The 19,863-nt window shown below is 66.6% G+C and carries 20 protein-coding genes; 13 read left to right on the forward strand and 7 right to left on the reverse strand.

Annotation, left to right across the window (positions count from 1 at the left end):
• Positions 1–20: 20 nt before the first annotated feature.
• Positions 21–692: an SDR family oxidoreductase gene (locus tag PAM7066_RS01620; RefSeq protein WP_085852365.1), complete on the forward strand. Its 672-nt coding sequence runs from the start codon at positions 21–23 to the stop codon at positions 690–692.
• Between the two features lie 32 nt (positions 693–724).
• On the opposite strand, the gene PAM7066_RS01625 is transcribed toward PAM7066_RS01620, so the two are convergent.
• The gene (locus PAM7066_RS01625; protein WP_085852366.1) at positions 725–2,464 is read right to left on the reverse strand and encodes an alpha-amylase family glycosyl hydrolase; all 1,740 of its coding nucleotides are present in this window, start codon (positions 2,462–2,464) and stop codon (positions 725–727) included.
• A gap of 64 nt (positions 2,465–2,528) precedes the next feature.
• Positions 2,529–2,939 (reverse strand): secondary thiamine-phosphate synthase enzyme YjbQ, encoded by a 411-nt coding sequence (locus tag PAM7066_RS01630; protein WP_085852367.1) that lies wholly within the window; start codon positions 2,937–2,939, stop codon positions 2,529–2,531.
• 78 nt (positions 2,940–3,017) lie between these two features.
• On the opposite strand from PAM7066_RS01630, the gene PAM7066_RS01635 reads away from it, so the two are divergent.
• Entirely contained in the window at positions 3,018–3,224 is a 207-nt protein-coding gene (locus tag PAM7066_RS01635; RefSeq protein ID WP_085852368.1) for a hypothetical protein, read from the forward strand.
• 98 nt (positions 3,225–3,322) lie between these two features.
• Here the strand turns inward: PAM7066_RS01635 and PAM7066_RS01640 are convergent, their stop codons facing one another.
• From PAM7066_RS01640 to PAM7066_RS01655, 4 genes are all read right to left on the reverse strand, one after another.
• Positions 3,323–3,601 (reverse strand): HlyU family transcriptional regulator, encoded by a 279-nt coding sequence (locus PAM7066_RS01640; protein ID WP_085852369.1) that lies wholly within the window; start codon positions 3,599–3,601, stop codon positions 3,323–3,325.
• A gap of 65 nt (positions 3,602–3,666) precedes the next feature.
• Positions 3,667–5,673, reverse strand: a complete 2,007-nt coding sequence (rpoD, locus tag PAM7066_RS01645; protein ID WP_085852370.1) for an RNA polymerase sigma factor RpoD — start codon at positions 5,671–5,673, stop codon at positions 3,667–3,669.
• A gap of 148 nt (positions 5,674–5,821) precedes the next feature.
• A complete protein-coding gene (gene dnaG, locus PAM7066_RS01650; RefSeq protein ID WP_085852371.1) occupies positions 5,822–7,756 on the reverse strand; it encodes a DNA primase in 1,935 nt (644 codons plus the stop codon).
• 47 nt (positions 7,757–7,803) lie between these two features.
• A complete protein-coding gene (locus tag PAM7066_RS01655) occupies positions 7,804–8,238 on the reverse strand; it encodes a hypothetical protein (RefSeq protein WP_085852372.1) in 435 nt (144 codons plus the stop codon).
• Positions 8,239–8,408: 170 nt separating this feature from the next.
• Here PAM7066_RS01655 and PAM7066_RS01660 point away from each other — a divergent pair, with 170 nt between their 5' ends.
• From PAM7066_RS01660 to PAM7066_RS01675, 4 genes are all read left to right on the forward strand, one after another.
• Entirely contained in the window at positions 8,409–8,903 is a 495-nt protein-coding gene (locus PAM7066_RS01660) for a fasciclin domain-containing protein (protein ID WP_085852373.1), read from the forward strand.
• Positions 8,904–9,157: 254 nt separating this feature from the next.
• Positions 9,158–10,771: a TadE/TadG family type IV pilus assembly protein gene (locus PAM7066_RS01665; protein ID WP_085852374.1), complete on the forward strand. Its 1,614-nt coding sequence runs from the start codon at positions 9,158–9,160 to the stop codon at positions 10,769–10,771.
• Positions 10,768–11,295 (forward strand): TadE/TadG family type IV pilus assembly protein, encoded by a 528-nt coding sequence (locus tag PAM7066_RS01670; protein ID WP_085852375.1) that lies wholly within the window; start codon positions 10,768–10,770, stop codon positions 11,293–11,295. The genes PAM7066_RS01665 and PAM7066_RS01670 overlap by 4 nt, the downstream gene beginning before the upstream one ends.
• A gap of 2 nt (positions 11,296–11,297) precedes the next feature.
• Positions 11,298–11,879 carry a TadE/TadG family type IV pilus assembly protein gene (locus PAM7066_RS01675; protein WP_085852376.1) on the forward strand — a complete coding sequence of 194 codons (582 nt, stop codon included), beginning with the start codon at positions 11,298–11,300 and terminating at the stop codon, positions 11,877–11,879.
• Here the strand turns inward: PAM7066_RS01675 and PAM7066_RS01680 are convergent.
• Positions 11,876–12,349, reverse strand: coding sequence for a hypothetical protein (locus tag PAM7066_RS01680; protein ID WP_085852377.1), 474 nt, complete (start codon positions 12,347–12,349; stop codon positions 11,876–11,878). The two genes, PAM7066_RS01675 and PAM7066_RS01680, sit on opposite strands and share 4 nt — an antisense overlap.
• 123 nt (positions 12,350–12,472) lie before the next feature.
• Between PAM7066_RS01680 and PAM7066_RS01685 the strand changes: the two genes are divergently transcribed.
• The 7 genes from PAM7066_RS01685 (at position 12,473) to PAM7066_RS01715 (ending at position 19,854) form a co-directional block, all read left to right on the forward strand.
• On the forward strand, positions 12,473–12,940 hold the full coding sequence (locus tag PAM7066_RS01685; protein WP_085852378.1) for a hypothetical protein: 468 nt from the start codon (positions 12,473–12,475) through the stop codon (positions 12,938–12,940).
• A 61-nt stretch (positions 12,941–13,001) separates the two neighbouring features.
• Positions 13,002–14,297, forward strand: a complete 1,296-nt coding sequence (locus PAM7066_RS01690) for a homoserine dehydrogenase (RefSeq protein ID WP_085852379.1) — start codon at positions 13,002–13,004, stop codon at positions 14,295–14,297.
• 96 nt (positions 14,298–14,393) lie between these two features.
• Positions 14,394–15,374 carry a class II fructose-bisphosphatase gene (gene glpX, locus PAM7066_RS01695; RefSeq protein WP_085852380.1) on the forward strand — a complete coding sequence of 327 codons (981 nt, stop codon included), beginning with the start codon at positions 14,394–14,396 and terminating at the stop codon, positions 15,372–15,374.
• Entirely contained in the window at positions 15,374–16,054 is a 681-nt protein-coding gene (locus tag PAM7066_RS01700; RefSeq protein ID WP_085852381.1) for an orotate phosphoribosyltransferase, read from the forward strand. Before glpX ends, PAM7066_RS01700 begins: the two co-directional genes overlap by 1 nt.
• 192 nt (positions 16,055–16,246) lie before the next feature.
• Complete coding sequence (locus PAM7066_RS01705) at positions 16,247–17,743, forward strand: replicative DNA helicase (protein ID WP_085852382.1); 1,497 nt, start codon at positions 16,247–16,249, stop codon at positions 17,741–17,743.
• Positions 17,744–17,902: 159 nt separating this feature from the next.
• Positions 17,903–18,940, forward strand: coding sequence for an alanine racemase (gene alr / locus PAM7066_RS01710; protein ID WP_085852383.1), 1,038 nt, complete (start codon positions 17,903–17,905; stop codon positions 18,938–18,940).
• Positions 18,941–19,221: 281 nt separating this feature from the next.
• Positions 19,222–19,854, forward strand: coding sequence for a DNA repair protein (locus PAM7066_RS01715; RefSeq protein ID WP_139214931.1), 633 nt, complete (start codon positions 19,222–19,224; stop codon positions 19,852–19,854).
• Positions 19,855–19,863: the final 9 nt, after the last annotated feature.

Below are 19,863 nucleotides of genomic sequence, written 5' to 3' on the forward strand. Positions count from 1 at the left end.
CAGCACGGAGACCATCAGACATGGCCAAGACGCTTTTCATCACCGGGGCGAGTTCGGGAATCGGCGCCGAGACGGCGCGCATGGCCGCGAAGGCCGGCTGGAACGTGGCACTCTTTGCCCGCTCGGCCGAGAAGCTTCAGGCCCTGGCGGACGAGATCGGCGACGCTGCACTGCCACTGCCGGGCGATGCGACGGATCTGGCCGCGCAACAGGACGCGGTGGCGCGGGCGGTGGACCGCTTCGGCGGGATCGACGCAGCCTTCGCCAATGCCGGCCGCGGGATGGACACGTCGGGCGTGGTCGAGGGCGATGCCGACGAGATCGCCGGGATGATCCAGCTGAACATCACCGCACTGGTCTGGACGGCGCGTGCGACACTGCCCGAGCTGAAGAAGCGGAAGGGCACGCTGGTCCTGACCGGGTCGGCCGCGGGTCGGCGGCACATCGCGGGTTCGATCTATGGTGCGACGAAGTATTTCGTCCACGGCTTTGCCGGGAACATGGCGGAAGAGATGCGCGAGTGGGGCGGGCGGTGCAGCCTGATCGCTCCGGGCATGGTGGACACGCCCTTCTTCGACGAGGGGAAGCCCGACAAGCTGCAGCCCGAGGATGTCGCCGGAGCCGTCCTCTACGCGATCGAGGCCGATCCCCGCGCCGCGATCCGCGAGGTGTACCTGATGCCCCAGAACTGAGGCCGCCCGGGGCTTTCCCCGGGCGCGCCCGGTCACTCGGTCGAGCCGAGCGCGCATCCGAAGCCGAAGGGCGGGATCTCGACGCCGGTCTTCTCCATCTCGCTGGCCATGCCCGGGCCATCCAGAAGCTGGCGCTTGCCGATCCGTTCGGCCGGCAAGGTTTGCGTATTGGCGCTGAAATTGACGAAGCACAGCATGTCCTCGCCGCCGCCGTATCGTTCCCACATGATCAGGGGCGCCAGGTCGGGGGGATAGACCCGCTCGCCGCCCCACCGCAGCAGAGGCTGCTCCTTCCGCCAGTCGAGGAACGCGCGAAGGAACCGCATCGCGCTGTCGGGGTCCTCGGCCTGCCTGTCGGCGCTGAGGTGGCAATGCTCGGGCGGAACGCGCATCCAGGGCTCGCCTTCGGTGAAGCCGCAATGGGGCGCGCCGCTCGACCACGGCATCGGCGTCCGGGCACCATCGCGGCCCTCGAAATCCGGCCAGAAGGCGATACCCCATGGATCGCGCAGGTCTTCGTAGCGCAGCTCGGGGTGCGGCAGGGCGAGCTCTTCTCCCTGGTAGATGATCCCGCCGCCCTTCAGGGCGAATTGCATGAAGAACAGCAACTTCTGCGCCGCCACCTGCTGCTCGCGCGTTTCGGCGAAATGGGTGAAGTCGGTCACGGCGCGCGTGGAATCGTGGTTGGAAAACACGTTCATCATCCAGCCGGTGCGCAGGAAGGCGCTGCGATAGGTCAGGATCTCGGTCAGCTCGCGCACCTCGCGCGAGACGTGGATCAGGCTGAAGTCATAGACCGCGTGCAGCCCCTCGCCCAGAACGGTATATTTCTCGGAGTTGCGGGCGCTATCGGTATCGGCCAGCTCGCCGATCAGCACGCGCTCGGGCTCGTACCCCTCCACCGCCTTGCGCAGACGCTCGACGATCGGGAAGGCGCCGGGCACGTCGCGGTCGTACAGGTGGGCCTGCTTTCGGAAGGGGTTGTTCTCGCCCCCGCCAAGCGGCGCGACCGGGCCGCGGCTGTCCTCGGGCGGGTTCGAGCGCAGATCGGCATCGCAAGCAAGACACTGGATCGCGTCGAGGCGAAAGCCGTCAACTCCGTGGTCGAGCCAGAAGTGCATCGCGTCCACGACCGCCTCAAGCACCTCGTTCTTGCGCAGGTTCAGCGCCGGCTGGCAGGACAGGAACGGGTGGTAGTAGTATTGCGACCGTCGCGGCTCCCACGTCCAGGCGGGGCCTCCGAAGGAGCTGAGCCAGTTGTTCGGCGGCCCCCCATCGGGCGCCGCATCGGCCCAGATGTACCAGTCGCCGAAATTGCCGTCCTTGTCGCGCCGGCTTTCCTTGAACCATTGATGCTCGTCCGAGGTGTGGCACGGGATCAGGTCGAGGAGCACCTTCAGCCCCCGCGAATGCGCCTCGGAGACCATGCGGTCGAAGTCCGACATGTTGCCGTGGATCGCGTCCACGGCGCGGAAGTCGGTGATGTCGTAGCCGAAATCCTCCTGCGGCGACGGGTTGATCGGGCTCAGCCAGAACCCGTCCACGCCGAGCGACTGGATATGGTCGAGCTTCTCGCACACCCCCTTGAGGTCGCCGATCCCGTCGCCGCTCGAGTCGCGGAAGCTGCGGACATAGACCTGGTACAGCGCCGCCCCGCGCCACCATTCGCGTCGTTCGAGGGGAGGAAGCGGATCGCGTTGCGCCACTTGGGCGACGATGGATTCTCGGGTGGGCCGCATCGTGGCGCGGCGGCGGGAAAAAATCTCTCTCATGAGCAGCTTACCTGTAGTCGTCTTCCGTGCCTAACGGCGAGACGTGGGTCGCGTTCCCGCTTCTTCAGGCGAGTGCGGCGGCGACCCGTCGCGTGTGGGGATCGTCGCGATGCTCCCACAGGTAGATGCCCTGCCAGGTGCCGAGCGCCATCCGCCCGGCCGAGACCGGGATCGTCAGCGACACCGGCAGATGCGCGGCCTTGATATGCGCCGGCATGTCGTCCGGCCCCTCGGCGCGGTGGCGCAGGTAGCGCATCTCGGGCGTGTCGGCGCGGGGAACGAGGCGGTCTATCCACCCCATCAGGTCGGCCTGCACGTCCGGATCGGCGTTCTCCTGGATCAGAAGCGAGCAGGAGGTATGGCGCACGAATAGCGTCAGCACCCCATCCCGATCGGGCAGCCAGCCCGCGACCTTGTCCGTGAACTCGTGCAGGCCCGGCCCGCGCGTGGCGATTTCGAACGTCGTCTGCGTCATGGCTCTGCGTCCTTTCGTCCTTGGGCGAACCCTCGGTCGGTTCGCGTGTTGGACGTGAAGATGAAAGGAGGACGCAAGATGTCCAATCAAGATCGCGACGAAGAGGCGGAGCGCGCGAAGACCGGCGCGGGAACGACCGACGACCCGAACCAGGCGAACCGCACGCCGATGCCGAAGAAGGAGCCGATAAAGCCGGACGTCAAACCGGATCCCGACGCGGATCCTGACAATCCCGCCACCGGCCAAGGCTCGACCAACGACCCGAACCAGGCGAACCGGACCTGAGCCTGCTCGGTTGTCGCGCTTTCGGAATGAAAGGCGCGGCGCCGTCACGACAACGCCGACAACCTCCGGTTCGAAGCCAACGGCGCCACCCTTCGACCTCAGTCGAAGAGCCGTTCACCCTGTTCGTCGATCACCAGCTTGGCCTTGGCGATCGCGGCATCGACCGCCGTCTCGCGCGAGGTGGTCATGTCGGCGCGGACAAGATGGTGGGTCCTCAGTTCGCCGTCGATGTCCTTCTCGATCCACGCCCCGAGGCGATACTCGCTGCCCTCGACGATCGGCGCGGGTCGAATCTTGAAGCCCTTGTAGGAAACGGATTCCTCCTCGGGCGCGGACTTGTCGCCGCTGCGACCGAAGAGCTTGCTGAGAATGCTCATGTCTTGCCCCCTCCTTCATGACTGGCCGAGCCCTTGGCGCGCGTCGGCCAAGGGCACCCTGGGCCCTACTGATCCAGGAACGAGCGCAGCTTGCGCGACCGGCTCGGATGCTTGAGCTTGCGGAGCGCCTTGGCCTCGATCTGACGGATTCGTTCGCGGGTGACGCTGAACTGCTGGCCAACCTCTTCCAGCGTGTGGTCGGTGTTCATGCCGATGCCGAAACGCATCCGCAGGACCCGCTCCTCGCGCGGCGTAAGCGAAGCCAGGACCCGCGTCGTCGTCTCCTTCAGGTTCTCCTGGATGGCGGAGTCGAGCGGCAGGACGGCGTTCTTGTCCTCGATGAAGTCGCCGAGCTGGCTGTCCTCTTCGTCACCGATAGGCGTCTCGAGGCTGATCGGCTCCTTGGCGATCTTCATCACCTTGCGAACCTTCTCGAGCGGCATTTGCAGCTTTTCCGCCAGTTCTTCCGGCGTCGGCTCGCGGCCGATCTCGTGCAGCATCTGGCGGCCGGTGCGGACCAGCTTGTTGATCGTCTCGATCATGTGGACCGGGATGCGGATCGTGCGGGCCTGGTCGGCGATCGAGCGGGTGATCGCCTGGCGGATCCACCACGTCGCATAGGTCGAGAACTTGTAGCCGCGGCGATACTCGAACTTGTCGACTGCCTTCATCAGGCCGATGTTGCCTTCCTGAATGAGATCAAGGAATTGCAGGCCGCGGTTCGTGTATTTCTTGGCGATCGAGATCACGAGGCGCAGGTTGGCCTCGACCATCTCCTTCTTGGCCTGACGGGCTTCTTTCTCGCCCTTCTGGACCTGCTGCACGATGCGGCGGAATTCGCTGATGTCGACGCCGACATATTGGCCGACCTGGGCCATCTCGCCGCGCAGGTCCTCGATCTTGTCGGTGGACCGCTCGAACAGCGATTGCCAGCCGCGGCCGGCCTTCTCGCGCATCCGGTCCATCCAGTTCGGATCGAGCTCGGCACCACGATACTCGTCGACGAATTCGCGCCGGTTGATGCGCGCCTGGTCGGCGAGCTTCACCATCGCGCTGTCGATCGACATGATCTTGCGGTTGATGCCGTAGAGCTGGTCGATCAGCGCCTCGATACGGTTGTTGTGCAGGTGAAGCTCCTTCACCAGCACGACGATCTCGCCCCGCAGCTTCTGGTACTTCTCTTCGGCGCCGGAATCGAAGGACCCATCCTCGTTCAGCGTGGCGGACATGCGCATGTCCTGCATTTCGCTGAGCTGTTCGTAGTCGCTGGCGATCGCGTCGAGCATCTCGAGGACGCGCGGCTTCAGCGCGGCTTCCATCGCGGCGAGCGACAGGTTCGCCTGGTCCTCGTCATCCTCCTCGTCGTCTGATTCCGAGATCGGGTTGCCGTCGGCATCGACCTCTTCCTTGACCACCTCGGGCTTGGGCGCCGGCGGCTTCTCCTTCATCTCCTGCGGCGTCGAGCCGAGGTCCGAGACGACGGGCTCGTCCCCCTCTTCGCCCATCGAGCGGCCGAACGTCGTCTCGAGGTCGATGACGTCGCGCAGAAGGATGTCTTCGGACAGAAGTTCGTCGCGCCAGATGGTGATCGCCTGGAAGGTCAGCGGGCTTTCGCACAGGCCCGCGATCATCGTGTTGCGGCCGGCCTCGATGCGCTTGGCGATCGCGATCTCGCCCTCGCGGGACAGCAGCTCGACCGAGCCCATCTCGCGCAGGTACATCCGGACCGGGTCGTCGGTGCGGTCGAGCTTCTCGCTCTCGGCGGTCGAGACGGCAACGTCGCGGGCATCGTTGCGGGCCACGACCTCGGTGGACTTCTTCTCGTCCTCGTCGGCGGCCTCTTCTTCCTCGATGACGTTGATGCCCATCTCGGACAGCATCGACATCACGTCCTCGATCTGTTCCGAGCTCACCTGCTCGGGCGGGAGGACCGCGTTGAGCTGATCGTAGGTGATGTATCCGCGCTCTCTCGCGTCGGCGATCATCTTCTTGACGGCGGACTGGCTCATGTCGAGCATGGCTTCGCCGTCCTGCTCGTCCTTGCGGTCCTCTACGCTGTCCTTAGCGGCCATGCGGCACTCTCCTTCCCGCGGATCGCGGTGTCCCGTGGCGGGTCCATGCGGCCCGCGTCGCGATTCGCTTCACCCGAATCAGTGATTCGCAGGTTGAAAACGTCGTCCATCCTACCAAACCCGAACCGCCTTACCCAGAGCAGGCGGATCACTTTGTGTCCTTGCGTGTCCCCGACCCGATCTGGCTGAGCAGACGGTCCAGGGCACCTCTTTCTTCCCGATCTAGCCGGACGCCGTTCGGTGCCAAGTCGAAGAGCCTGCGGTCCTCTCCCTGGCTGCGTTCGGCGCGGGCTTTCGCCTGCGCCGCCTGGGAAAGCCGCCATGTCAGCGCCTCGTCCTCGACACCACTGATATCTCCAAGAGCCTCTTCGATTTCACGGGCCGCGCCTTGGCGAGCGGCGAGTTTGGCGAGTTCTTCAGCCAGGCATTGCTGCGCGATATCCACCCGGTCCGAGCGAAGCGCGGGAACGATGTCGAGATGGCGCGTGGCATGCAGCTTTTCAAGGGCATGCGCGCCCAGAGCGGCCTCGACCGCCGCGCGGCACGCGTCGGCATCCGTGGCGGGCGTGGCGAGAAGACAGTCGCAGAGCCGCGCGTGGTCGGCATCCGAGAAGTCCAATCGCTCGAGCGCCGGCTCGAACATCTCGATCAGCGCCGGAAAACGCAGCAGCAGCGCCAGGACCACTGCCTCGCGCAGTCGATCCACGGCGTCGTGCGACATCAGCTCGGAGCTACGGGTGGTGGCGCTGGCGCTGACCGGCGCATCCCGCCGCTTGCCGCGGGGCGTCCAGACGCGGCGCGGGTTGAACAGCTGGTAGCGACGCTCCTTGAAGGCGTCGCCGTAGTGGCGCTTGATCGAGGGATCCCTGATCTGCCCCAGCACCTCGCGCAACCGCTTGTCGAGGGCGGCGCGCCGTTCGGGGCTGTCGATGGGCCGCCCTTCGGTTTCCGCACGCCACAGCAGGTCCACCATGGGGATCGCCTGATCCAGCAGCCCCTGCATCGCGCCGGTTCCCTTGGCGCGCAGCAGGTCGTCTGGGTCGAGCCCCTCGGGCATCAGGCAGAAGCGCAGCGACTTGCCGGCCTCGAGCAACGGCATTGCGAGCTTGGCCGCGCGCAGGGCCGCCGCCTGCCCTGCCCGGTCGCCGTCGAGGGCGATGACCGGCTCGTCATGGACGCGCCACAGCAGGCGCAGCTGATCCTCGGTGACGGCCGTCCCGAGCGGCGCGACCGTCGCGCCGAACCCCGCCTCGGACAGCGCGATGACGTCCATGTAGCCCTCGGCCACGATCAGCTGCGCATCGCGCCCTGCCTCGCGTCGCGCGTTGGCATGGTTGTAGAGGTTGCGGCCCTTGTCGAAGAGCTCCGTCTCGGGCGAGTTCAGGTACTTGGCGTTGTCGTCCGGATCCATCGCCCGCCCGCCGAACGCGATGGCCCGGCCCCGGGCGTCGCGGATCGGAAAGAGGATGCGGTTGCGGAAGACGTCGTAGGGCTGGCCACCGCGGTCGCTGACCTTCTCGAGCCCCACCGCCTGGATCATCTCGGGGTCGATCCCTTTCTGCCGCAAATGGGCGCCAAGTCGCCGCCAGTCGTCGGGCGCGAAGCCTATCTCCCACCGCTCGCAGGCGGCATCGTCGAGGCCACGGCCCTTGAGGTAGTCGCGCGCCGCCGCCCCGGCGCCGGTGCGCAGTTGCAGCCGGTAGAACTTCACCGCCTCTTCCATGACCTCGGATAGCTCGGTGCGCCGGTCGGACCGCTCTTTGGCGCGAGGGTCCTCCTGCGGCATCTCCATGCCGGCCTCTCCGGCGAGGATCCGCACCGCCTCGATGAACGAGACGTTCTCGGTCTCGCGCACGAAGCTGATCGCGTCGCCCTTCGCGTGACAGCCGAAGCAGTAGTAGTACCCCTCGCGATCCATGACGTGGAACGAGGCGGACTTCTCCTGGTGGAACGGACAGGGCGCCCACATGTCGCCCTTGCCCTGCTGGGACTTGCGGGTGTCCCACACGACCTTGCGGCCGACCACCTGAGCGAGGCTCAGGCGCGAACGAAGCTCGTCAAGGAAACCGGGGGGCAGGCTCATGGTCCGTTATATCAGCCTCGCCCGCCGGTCTGTCCAGAGGGTGAGGCTCAGCAGTCGTCCACGTTCACGGTGGCGAGCGGCTGGTCGTCGCTGGTGACGATGGTCGCGGCGACGCCGTAGGTCTCGACGAAGCGCGCGGTGGCCGGCGCGGCGCAAAGCTGCTCGCGGATCGAACGGGCGGCCACGACCTCGTATCCTTCGCGCGCGGCGGGACCGAAAGCAGTGGACGGCTGGGCGTGACGGAACTGCATGACCAGCGTGTCGCCCTCGGCGCTCGCGCCCCGGATTTCCAGGTCGGGCGTCAGCATCTGCCCTTGCCGCGCATCCAGCGCCTGCGCCACGGCCGTGAGCGCCGGAGGCGTCTGCGCGGCGGCGGCGGCGCCGTCGGCATTGACGCTCAGGTTCGACGTGGCCGGCTGGTCAGTGGTCGGCGCGCACGCCAGAAGCGCCAGCGGCGCGGCGAGGAACAGGCGGTGGATCATGGGTCTCTCCCTGTGGTGATGCGCGAAATTGCGCGGATTCGTACAGTTCCACAAGCCGGTCGGTCATGCCGCCGCACTGTGCGCAGTTGTCGCGGAAACGGTAGCGGGTTCGGGCAGTTGTTCCAGCGACCCTGCAAGACGCCGGGTCACAATCCTTTTTGGGAGGCACCATGTTTACCAAGATCTTTACCACCACCGCCGCACTGTCGCTGGCTGGCACGATGGCCTTCGCCGCGTCCCATGACGCCGAGATGAACGCCGAGATGAACATCGTCGAAACGGCGCAGGACGCGGGCAATTTCTCGACCCTGCTGTCGGCTGCGGAAACTGCCGGCCTGGCGGAAACCCTGTCGGGCGAAGGCCCCTACACGGTGTTCGCGCCCAGCGACGAGGCGTTCGAGGCGCTGCCCGAAGGCACGCTCGACGGTCTGTCCGAAGAGCAGCTGACCTCGATCCTGACCTACCATGTCGTGCCCAGCGCGGCGATGGCGGCGGACCTGTCGGACGGCCAGATGATCGAAACCGTGAACGGCGCCGAGCTCGAGGTTTCGATCGACGGCGACACCGTGATGGTGGGCGACGCGACCGTGACGCAGGCCGACATCGAAGCGTCGAACGGCGTGATCCACGTCATCGACAGCGTGTTGATGCCGCCCGAAATGTGATCGGGTTTCCGATCCGACGGATCAGGGGGGTCGCCGCGAGGCGGCCCCTTTTCGCGTTCAGGGGTCAAGATGGGCCCCTCCCCTGGCCCGCCGGCTGAAAGCCGCGAAAGAGGCCCCCGCCCGCCATATTCTCGTCCAGTTCCGGTGGCTCCTTGAGCAATGCGGAGGACCGTGCGGGGCTGACGTTCGCTCTTCCTCCACCGCCGCGCGGTCGGATCACCCTGCGGTCTTGGCCACAACGACGGGAACCCAGAATGGCGGCGCGCAGCGACACGATAGCTCCCCGGCACAGACTCCGGCACCGCGTTTCCGCCTTCGCCAGGGCCGAGGACGGCTCTTTCGTCATCCTGACGCTGTTCTTCTTCGCCGCCATCTTCCTGACGGGCGGTGTGGTCGTGGACTTGCTGCGGCACGATTACCAGCGAACCCAGCTGCAGACCACGCTGGACAACGCGGTCCTGGCCGCGGCCGACCTCGACCAGTCGCTCGACCCCGAAGGCGTGGTGGCGGACTACTTCGCCAAGGCCGGTCTTGCCGATGCGCTGACCGACATCCAGGTGACGAGCCGCATCAACTCGCGAGCCGTTTCGGCCAATGCGGAACTGTCGCTGCCCACGATGTTCATGCACGCGCTCGGGGTGGACGACCTCGGCGGGGCGGCGGGGGCCACGGCGCGCGAGGACATCCGCGATATCGAGATCTCCATGGCGCTCGATATTTCGGGTTCGATGGGGAATCACGGCCGGCTCGGTTACATGAAGACGGCCGCCAAGGAATTCGTGGACAAAATGCTTCTCGATGGGAACGGGAACCCGATCGAAGGCGAAGTCTCGATCAACATCGTGCCCTACGCGACGCAGGTGAATGCAGGCGCCGACATCCTCGCGCAGATGGCCGTGACGCACTCCCACGGCTACTCCCATTGCCTCGACTTTTCCGCTGGCGCGTTCCGGACGGTCGAGATGTCGCCCACAACACCGTATCGCCAGACCGCGCATTTCGACCCCTATCCGGCTATCCCCGACCGGAACGACCGACGATTCCACGACCGCGTCTCGGAAGGTCGGATCCAATGCCGCACCGACGCGAGCAGCCGCACCCTCTTCGTCAGCGACGACCGGGACGCGCTTCACGACAAGATCGACAGCCTTCAATACGGGGGGAACACGTCCATCGAGATCGGGACGAAATGGGCCATCGGACTGCTCGATCCGCAGATGCGCTCTGCCGTGGCCGCGCTTCCCGATATCGATGAGGGCTTCAGGGACCGGCCGTTCGACTACGACCGCGAGAACTCGATGAAGGTGCTGATCATCATGACCGATGGTGAGAACACCACCCAGCTGTCCATGAAGCCTGCATACTCGGGCAGCAACCTTTCGGACATCTGGAAAGGATATGACGGGAGCTACCTGCGCTTTTCGGTCCAAAGTAGCGATCCAAGCTACTATTTCGTGGCCGGGCGGAACGAGTGGCGACGCGATCCCGTCGGTGGAAGCTCCGCCGAGCGCATGACTTGGGCCGAGGTCTGGGCCGAGATGCCGCTCGCGTGGCACGCCTATTACGCACGGGCGGAACAAGTGAACAGCCAGTACCGGCAATACGTCGCGAACGACTGGTATTCCAAGGTCCTCGACTCGATCGGCCCTAACGAGAAGGACGATCGCCTGACGGCCCTCTGCTCGGCGATCCGCGACCGCGACGTCGTGGTCTTCACGATTGCCTTCGACATCTCCGAAGGGAACTCGAAGCTCCTCAAGGCCTGCGCGACGACGCCGAACCACTATTACAACGTCACCGGCAGCCAGATAAACTACGCCTTCGCCTCGATCGCCGGCACGATCAACCAATTGCAGCTGGTCGAATGAGGCTTCTTTCGCGCCTGTGCACTTTCCTGCGGGCCGCCGATGGCGCCGCCTCGGTCGAGATCGTGGTGCTGTTCCCGCTCATGCTCTGGCCGTTCCTCACGGGGATGGAGGCCGGTGTCATGCAGATGCGGCGGGTCATGTTCGAATACGCCGTCGATGTGGTCGCCCGCGACGTGCGGATGGGCATTTCGGGTTATGGCACCGCGGCCGAGATCCGCGCCGCGGTCTGCGAGACGGCGACCGTCATCCCGGACTGCGAAAGCGACCTCATGCTTGACCTCTCGCGCGTCGATCTGGGCAGTTTCACCGCATCCGAGGGCGCGGTGACCTGCCGTAATCGCGACCTCGAGGTGCAGCCGGCCACGACCTTCAAGCCCGGCACGCAGAACGAGCTGATGCTGATGAGGTTCTGCGTCCTCTATGACCCGATCTTCCCCGGCGTGGGCATCGGGGCGCGGATGGACCAGGTCTCGGGCGGCGGCGTGGCCATGGTGACCGAGACATTCTTCGTGAACGAGCCGTGACGATGACCCGCAAGCCCCTCCGCCACCTCGTGCGGTTCCGCCGGGACGAAACCGGGTCCTATTCCGTCGAGACCGTCCTGATGCTGCCGGTGCTGTGCCTGACCATCTTCACGATGCTGACCTATATCGACGCCTACCGGGCGCGGGTCCACGCGCTGCGCGTCACCTATGCCGTCGGCGACATGCTCTCGCGGTCGCAGTTTCCGGCGACCCATCAGACGATCACCGGGCTGGCCGAAGTCTTCGACCAGCTCGCCATCGGCGAACACAACACGGCCATCCGGGTCAGCTCGATCGTCTGGGACGAGAGCAATGCCGAGTACCTGCTGGTCTGGTCGGACTCCGCGCGGGCCGGCTCCACGACGCCCCTGCCCGACCCCATAACCGAGGCTACCCTGCCCGGCCTCACCGACCGCCTGCCGAACCTGGCCGATGGCGACTCGGTGATCGTCGTGGATAGCTGGGTCCATTACGTGCCGCCCTTCGACGTCGGATTCGGCGAGCAGACGTTCGAGCACATCGGCGTCGTCTCGCCCCGCTTCATCCCGGTGCTCAGGTATGACGCGGACAACCTGACGGGCTAGAGCGCCCCGTGACTTTTCAGCGTCAGGATGTCGGCCATCGTCTTGGCCTGGGCCGCCCGCGTCATTCCCCCGACGCCCAACCGCCGGCCCCAGCGCCACCACAGGCCCGGCGCCCAGGCAAAGGGCCGGGATCGGTTGAGGCGGACCAGAAACCCGTTCGACGGCTTCACCGCGAACAGCCCGCGCTCCACCCCCGCGATCTCGTCCATCGCGGCGAGGATGCGGCCGTCCGACTGGACGAGCCCGGCCTCGGTCAGGAACACCGCCTGCGCCGTCGCACGCCACAACGCGACCGCGCCGTAGGCCGCCAGAACGGCCACGATCAGAAGCACGAAACGCGCGCCGATGCCCGTCGGGGCCGTCGCGCCGAGCCAGCCCAGCAGCACCGCCAAGGCGCCGAGCATGCTGACGCCGAAGATGCGGCGCGGCATCGAGGCGTGGAGTTCCGCGAGAGTTTCGGGATCGGGCATGGTCGGTCCATAATGCCGCTGCGAAGCGCGCGTGCAAGGCACGCTCTGTCCGGCAGGTGCGGAAAGGCGATTGCCGGAGAGCGGTCGGCGCGGATAGCGTGCGGTCAACCAAGGGAACTACCGATGCGCCGCACCCTGATCATCGTCTGCCTCGCCGCCGGTTGCGGACTGCCCGAACTCGATACGCCCGCGACCCGCGCAGGCGCCGTGGCGCCCTATCCCGACCTCGCGCCCCGCCAGGAGATCCTGTCGCGCGTCGAAGCCGACACTGCCACCCTGGCCGGCGCAGAGCTGTCGGGTCGCAGCGCCGGTCTTGCCGCGCAGGGGAACGCCGCGCGGAGCATGGCGGCTGCGGACACGTCCGCGATACTCGCCCGTGCGGACGGTCTGAGGGCACGGGCGCAGGGCCTGCGCGACGTGGCCACTCCGAGCACCGCGCCGAGCGCTGCCCTGCGGGAGCGCGCCGCGACGATCCGCGCCGACCAGCCGCCAGCGGCGGCCGTCGTGGCCCCGGCCCCGACCGGAAGCGACGCCGAGGCTGCCGAGCGCCTCCGCCGTTTGCGCGACGGGACGGCCGAGGACCCCCTTTGATCGGGGCGTGATCTCGGCTAAGGCCCAAGCCCGACGCCGTCAGATCGAAGGAGCCCTCCCCATGTCAGACCCTCTTCGCCTCGGGATCGCGGGCCTCGGCACCGTTGGCGCCGGCGTCGTGAAAATCCTCGAGAAGCGGGCCGACCTGATCGCCGCCCGCGCCGGGCGTCCCGTCAAGGTCACTGCGGTCTCGGCCCGGACGCAGGGCAAGGACCGCGGCTTCGATCTGTCTGCCTACGCGTGGGAGGACGATCCCGTCAGACTTGCCGCCCGCGACGATGTGGACCTCGTGGTCGAGCTCGTCGGCGGCGACAACGGCCCGGCGAAGGACACGATAGAGGCCGCGATTGCCCACGGGAAGGACATCGTGACCGCCAACAAGGCGATGCTGGCCCTGCACGGGCAGGAGCTGGCCGAGGCCGCCGAGGCGAAGGGCCTGTGCCTGCGCTTCGAAGCCGCCGTCGCGGGCGGGATTCCGTGCGTCAAGGCCCTGACCGAAAGCCTCGCCGGCAACAGGATCGAGCGGGTGATGGGCGTCATGAACGGCACCTGCAACTACATCCTGACGCGGATGGAGGATGCCGGCCTGCCCTACGACACCGTATTCGCCGAGGCGAGCGCCCTTGGCTATCTCGAAGCCGACCCTACGCTCGACGTGGGCGGGATCGATGCGGGCCACAAGCTGGCACTCTTGGCCTCGATCGCCTACGGCACGCGGGTCGATTTCGAGGCCGTGAGGCTGGAAGGGATCGAGCGAGTCTCGATCGCCGACATCCGGCACGCCAGCGACATGGGCTTCAAGGTCAAGCTGCTGGGCGTCGCACGGATGACCGGCCGGGGCCTCGAGGCGCGGATGTCGCCCTGCCTCGTCCCGGCCGCCTCGCCGCTGGGGCAACTGTCGGGGGCGACCAACATGGTCGTGCTCGAAGGCGACGCCGTGGGCCGGATCGTCCTGCGCGGTGCCGGTGCGGGCGAAGGCCCGACCGCCAGCGCCGTCCTTTCGGACGTCATCGAGATCGCGCGCGGCACCCGGCTGTCGACCTTCGGGCAGCCGGCCGCCTCTCTGGTCAAGGGAACGCGGGCGCAATCCGGCAGCCCCGCCCCCTATTACCTGCGGATGGAGTTGCAGGACAAACCGGGCGCCCTCGCGAAGGTGGCGGCCTGTCTTGGCGACGCCGGGATCTCGATCGACCGGATGCGGCAGTACGACCATGCCGACGCGTCGATCGCCCCGGTGATCCTGGTCACGCACAAGGCCGGGCGGCCCGACCTCGACGCCGCGATCGAACGGATGACCGAAACCGGCGTTCTGACGGGCGAGCCGGTGGCGCTGCGGATCGAAGAACTCGACGACTGATCGGGCGCTTCTGGCGAAGGGTGGGCGGTAACAGTCTTGTGCGCCGCGGCGCGCGCGGGCTAGGACCCTGACAACCGCGACAAGGAGGCACGATCCATGGCCACGCAAGATTTCAACGACCGGATGCTTTCCCTGGGCCTCGCCCGCGTCTCCGAGGCGGCGGCGCTCGCGTCCGGCCGCTGGGTCGGCCGCGGCGACGAGAAGGCTGCCGACCAGGCCGCCGTCACCGCCATGCGCGACCAGCTGAACAAGCTGCAGATCCGCGGCACAGTCGTGATCGGCGAGGGCGAGCGCGACGAGGCGCCGATGCTCTATATCGGCGAAGAGGTCGGCACCGGTGAAGGCCCCGAGGTGGACATCGCGCTCGACCCGCTGGAAGGCACGACGCTGACCGCCAAGGACATGCCGAACGCGCTGACCGTGATCGCCATGGGTCCGCGCGGCTCGCTGCTGCACGCGCCCGACGTCTACATGGAAAAACTGGCCATCGGCCCCGGCATGCGCCCCGGCGTGGTCACGATGGACATGAGCCCGTCCGAGCGGGTCTCGGCGCTGGCCTCGGCCAAGGGCGTGTCGACCCATGACATCACGGTCTGTGTGCTGGAGCGGCCCCGCCACGAGGCCATGATCGAGGAACTGCGCTCGACTGGCTGCGCCATCCGCATGATCACGGATGGCGACGTGGCGGGCATCATCCACTGCGCCGAGCCCACCACCGGGATCGACATGTACATGGGCTCTGGCGGTGCGCCCGAGGGCGTGCTGGCCGCCGCCGCGCTGAAATGCATGGGCGGGCAGATGTACGGCAAGCTGACCTTCCGCGACGACAACGAGCGCGAGCGGGCGAAGAAGGCCGGCGTCACCAATTACGACCGCGTCTACACCCGCGACGACCTGGTCAGCGATGACGTGATCTTCGCCGCCACCGGCGTGACCGATGGCTCGATGCTGCACGCCATCAAGCGCGAGCCGGGCTACTTCACGACCGAGACGATCCTGATGCGCTCGAAGACCGGCTCGGTCCGTCGCATGACCTACCGCAACCCGATCGACCGCTCGCCGACGGGGCGCGATTGATGATCCCCAGCGGATTTCCCGACAAGGCTGAGATGGCCCGCCTCTCGGCCTCGATGCTGCTCGAGATCGAGGCCGTCCACTTCAATGCGGCCGAACCGTTCACGCTGGCCAGCGGAAGGCCCTCGCCCACCTATATCGACTGCCGCAAGCTGATCTCGTTCCCGCGCATCCGCTCCACGCTGATGGACTTCATGGCCGTCACGGTGATGCGCGAGGCCGGGTTCGAGGCGTTCGACAACGTCGCGGGCGGCGAGACGGCGGGCATCCCGTTTGCCGCGCTCGTGGCCGAGCGGCTGGCGCTGCCGATGACCTATGTGCGCAAGAAGCCCAAGGGCTACGGCCGCAACGCCCGGATCGAGGGCGTGATGACCGAAGGACAGCGGGTGCTGCTGGTCGAGGATCTGACGACGGATGGCGGATCGAAGCTGTCCTTCGTGGACGCGATCCGCGAGACCGGCGCGACCTGCGCGCATACGGCCGTTATCTTCTCGTACGGCATCTTCCCCGAGACCGAGCCGACCTTGGCCGAGCATGGCGTGCAGCTGCATTCCCTCTGCACCTGGTGGGACGTCCTGGCGGTGGCGAAGGACTCTGGCGCCGTCGATCCGGCGACGCTTCAAACGGTCGAGTCGTTCCTGCAGGACCCCCGCGCCTGGCAGGACGCGCGTGGCAGCACCTAGCCTGTGGAAAGTCGGGGATAGTTTTCGCCCCGCCGCGGCCTTGGTCAGGATGATGTGCCCTGCGTCATGAAGGGCACAATATCGCTGCTTCAGAGCAGGATTCAGCCTGAAACTTATCCTCACTTGATGCGCCACGTCGCGAGGGAGTATCCCGCTCGTCACGGGACCGACATGAAGCAGGGGAGAGGGACGATGAACCAGATCGCGCCGTTCGGACAGAACGCGGCCGAGGGTGACGAGAAGCCCGACCTCCTGCCCCACAATGTCGAAGCCGAGCAGCAGCTTCTGGGCGCTATCCTGACGAACAACGACGTCTACGACAAGGTCGCGAGCGTCATCGACGAGAGCCACTTCTACGATCCCGTCCACGCCCGGATCTACGAGGTCGCCGCCGCCCGGATTGCCAAGAACGCGCTGGCCTCGCCCGTGACGCTGAAGGCCTTCCTCGAAGATGACGAGGGCCTGAAGGAGTTGGGCGGGCCGTCCTACCTCGTGCGTCTCGCCGGTGCCGCGATCTCGTCCTACGCGGCGCGGGATTATGCGCAGATGATCTATGACCTCGCGATCCGGCGGAAGCTGATCGACCTGGGGCGCGAGATCTCGTCCAAGGCGGGCAAGGTCGACGTCGCCTCCGAACCCAAGGAGCAGATCGTCGAGGCCGAGCAGGCGCTCTACAAGCTGGCCGAGGCCGGGCAGGCCTCGCAGGGCTTCCAGTCCTTCCTCCGCGCAGTGACCGATGCAGTGAACGTCGCCAACGCCGCGTATCAGCGCGAGGGCGGGCTGGCCGGCATCTCGACCGGGCTCGTCGATCTCGACAAGAAGCTGGGGGGCCTGCACAAGTCCGACCTTCTGATCCTTGCCGGGCGTCCTTCGATGGGAAAGACCTCGCTGGCGACGAACATCGCGTTCAACATCGCCAAGGCCTACCGCAAGGGCACCCGGCCCGACGGGACCGAAGGCGCGATCGAGGGCGGCATCGTCGGCTTCTACTCGCTCGAGATGTCGGCCGAGCAGCTTGCGGCCCGGATCCTGTCCGAAGCCGCCGAGGTCCCGTCCGAGCAGATCCGCCGCGGCGACATGAACGAGACCGAGTTCCGCCGCTTCGTCGAGGCCGCCAAGTCGCTGGAAGCCTGCCCGCTTTACATCGACGACACGCCCGCCCTGCCGATCTCGCAGCTTGCCGCCCGCGCGCGGCGGCTCAAGCGCGAGCACGGGCTCGACGCGCTGATCGTGGACTACCTTCAGCTCGTGAAGGGCACCGGCAAGGGTGAGAACCGGGTCAACGAAATCTCCGAGATCTCGCAGGGGCTGAAAGCGATCGCCAAGGAGTTGGACATCCCCGTGGTCGCCCTGTCGCAGCTGTCGCGCCAGGTCGAAAGCCGGGACGACAAGCGCCCGCAGCTGTCGGACCTTCGGGAATCGGGCTCGATCGAGCAGGACGCCGACGTCGTGATGTTCGTGTTCCGCGAGGAATACTACAAGGAGCGCGAGAAGCCGGGCGACCACGAGCTGGAACGCATGGCCACCTGGCAGGAAGAGATGGAGCGCCTGCACGGCCGCGCCGAAGTCATCATCGGCAAGCAGCGCCACGGCCCCATCGGCTCGGTCGACCTGAGCTTCGAGGGCCGGTTCACCCGGTTCGGCAACCTGGTGCAGCCTTGGCAACAGGGGTCGAGCCAGGAGTTCTGAGCGGCCGCGCACGACCGGTCTCGGAACCAGGGGCGCTGCCCCTCGCGCTCTCCGGAGTATGTCCGGCAGGATGAAGAGTGCGAGCCCCGGATGGCGGCTCCGCCACACTGGGTTGGAGTGCTCTTGACCCCGCGTGTCCCAGGCTGCACCTGCGGGTGCATGGGAACAGCGCATCTTACCATCGACCTCGCCGCGCTCGCCGCAAATTGGCGCGCGCTCGACGCTCTTTCTGCGCCGTCTGTCGAGACGGCCGCTGTCGTCAAGGCCGACGGCTACGGGCTAGGGGCGAGACAGGTCGCCCGAACGCTTCTGGATGCAGGCGCAAGGCGCTTCTTCGTTGCGGTGGCCGAAGAGGGCGCGGCGATCAGGGAAACGGTTGGGCCGGAACGGGAGATCTGCGTCTTTTCTGGCCATATGCCCGGCGACGCCGAAATGATCGCGGCGCAGGGGCTGGTTCCCATTCTGAACTCGATCGAGCAGCTTACCCGCCACTTCGAGAGCCTGCCCGGACACCCGTTCGGCGTGCAGCTCGACAGTGGCATGAACAGGCTGGGACTGGAGCCTGTGGAATGGTCCGCGGTCCGAGAGGTCATCCTGGGGCAGAACCCTGCCCTCGTGATGAGCCACCTCGCTTGCGCCGATGATCCGTCCGACCCGATGAACCACCGCCAGCTTGCGACCTTCCGCGAGATGACGGAGGGCGTTGCGGTGCCTCTGTCGCTGTCGGCGACCGGGGGCATCCTGATGGGACCCGAATTTCACTTTGATGTGACCCGTCCAGGGATCGGCCTCTATGGTGGCCTTCCATTCTCCGACGCGGCGCCGGTCGTGGGCCTGTCAATCCCCGTCATCCAGGTGCGCGAAATTGCTGCCGGGGAAATCGTCGGCTACGGCGGATCGTGGCTGGCCGATACCCCCACGAGGGTCGCGACCTTGTCGGCAGGATATGCCGACGGGCTGATCCGGGCGATGGGAAACGAGGCGGTGCTGTTCCACGGCGACGTGCCCTGCCCCCTTGTGGGACGGGTTTCCATGGATCTGCTGACGGTCGATGTCAGCCACCTGCCGGAGGTCCCGGAGGCGCTCGACATTCTCGGCCCGCAGCAAAGTGTCGACGATCTTGCCGACGCAGCCGAGACCATCGGCTACGAGATCCTCACGAGCCTCGGGCCCCGGTATCGACGCTCCTACATCTGACGGCTTGTGCAGTCCTGCCACACTATTCTGCAAACTCTAAGAGATCGCCCCGATTCGGCCCTGTTCCGCGCTTTTGGGAACCAAACGCCGCGCCTTCGTATTAGCGTGGAAAGCGGAATGTCGCCGATGTATACCACGGGGGAAAGTGAGAGATGCAGTCGCGCCGAATGTCATACGTGCCGATATCGGCTTATTTCCAGTGGGTTTCCGCTGGAATCCTTCTAGTCGTCACCATTGCCGCATTCGCGGCCACGATCGCCGGGTTTCTTGGCTTCCTGCCCATGCTGACTTTGCCCTTGCAATTTGGCGAAGTGATCTATCCACAAGCTGGCGCCGCTATTCAGGTCGGGGCCATCGTGCTGCTGGTCGCGATCTGCAGCACGCTGCCGTCGGGCTTCCGCGTAAGCCGTCTCGAGAACTCGCACAGGGACTTCTCGATGTGCATGTCCGACGTGGCCGAGGCCTACCAGTTCTGCCACGCCGCCGATCGCGAGGGCGTCTTCAACCTCGGCACCGAGTACGACGCGGTGAAGGAACGGATCATGTACTTGCGCAGCCATCCCGACCTGCGCGAGCTCGAGCCCGAGATCCTCGAGGCTGCGGCCGAGATGTCCTATGCCAGCCGCGAACTGGCCGAGATCTACTCGGACGAGAACGTCTCGCGGGCCCGCGGCTTCCTAAAGCATCGCGAGGAAGAGATCGCCCTGTTCGAGGACAAGATCGACCGCGCCCTGTCGGTCAGCCGCGAACTGCGCCGCCAGAAGGAGGCTGTCGAGGTCGAAGAGGCCGCGATGGAGAACCGCCTCCACGCGCTCGAGGAAGAGTTCGGTGGACTGCTGGGCGAACTCGGCTTCTCGCGCACCCGGACCCCTGGCAACGTCATCTCGATGCCCCACGCGACTGCGGCCGAGTAACTTGCCCCT

The organism is Palleronia marisminoris (genome assembly GCF_900172315.1).
Lineage (GTDB): Bacteria > Pseudomonadota > Alphaproteobacteria > Rhodobacterales > Rhodobacteraceae > Palleronia > Palleronia marisminoris.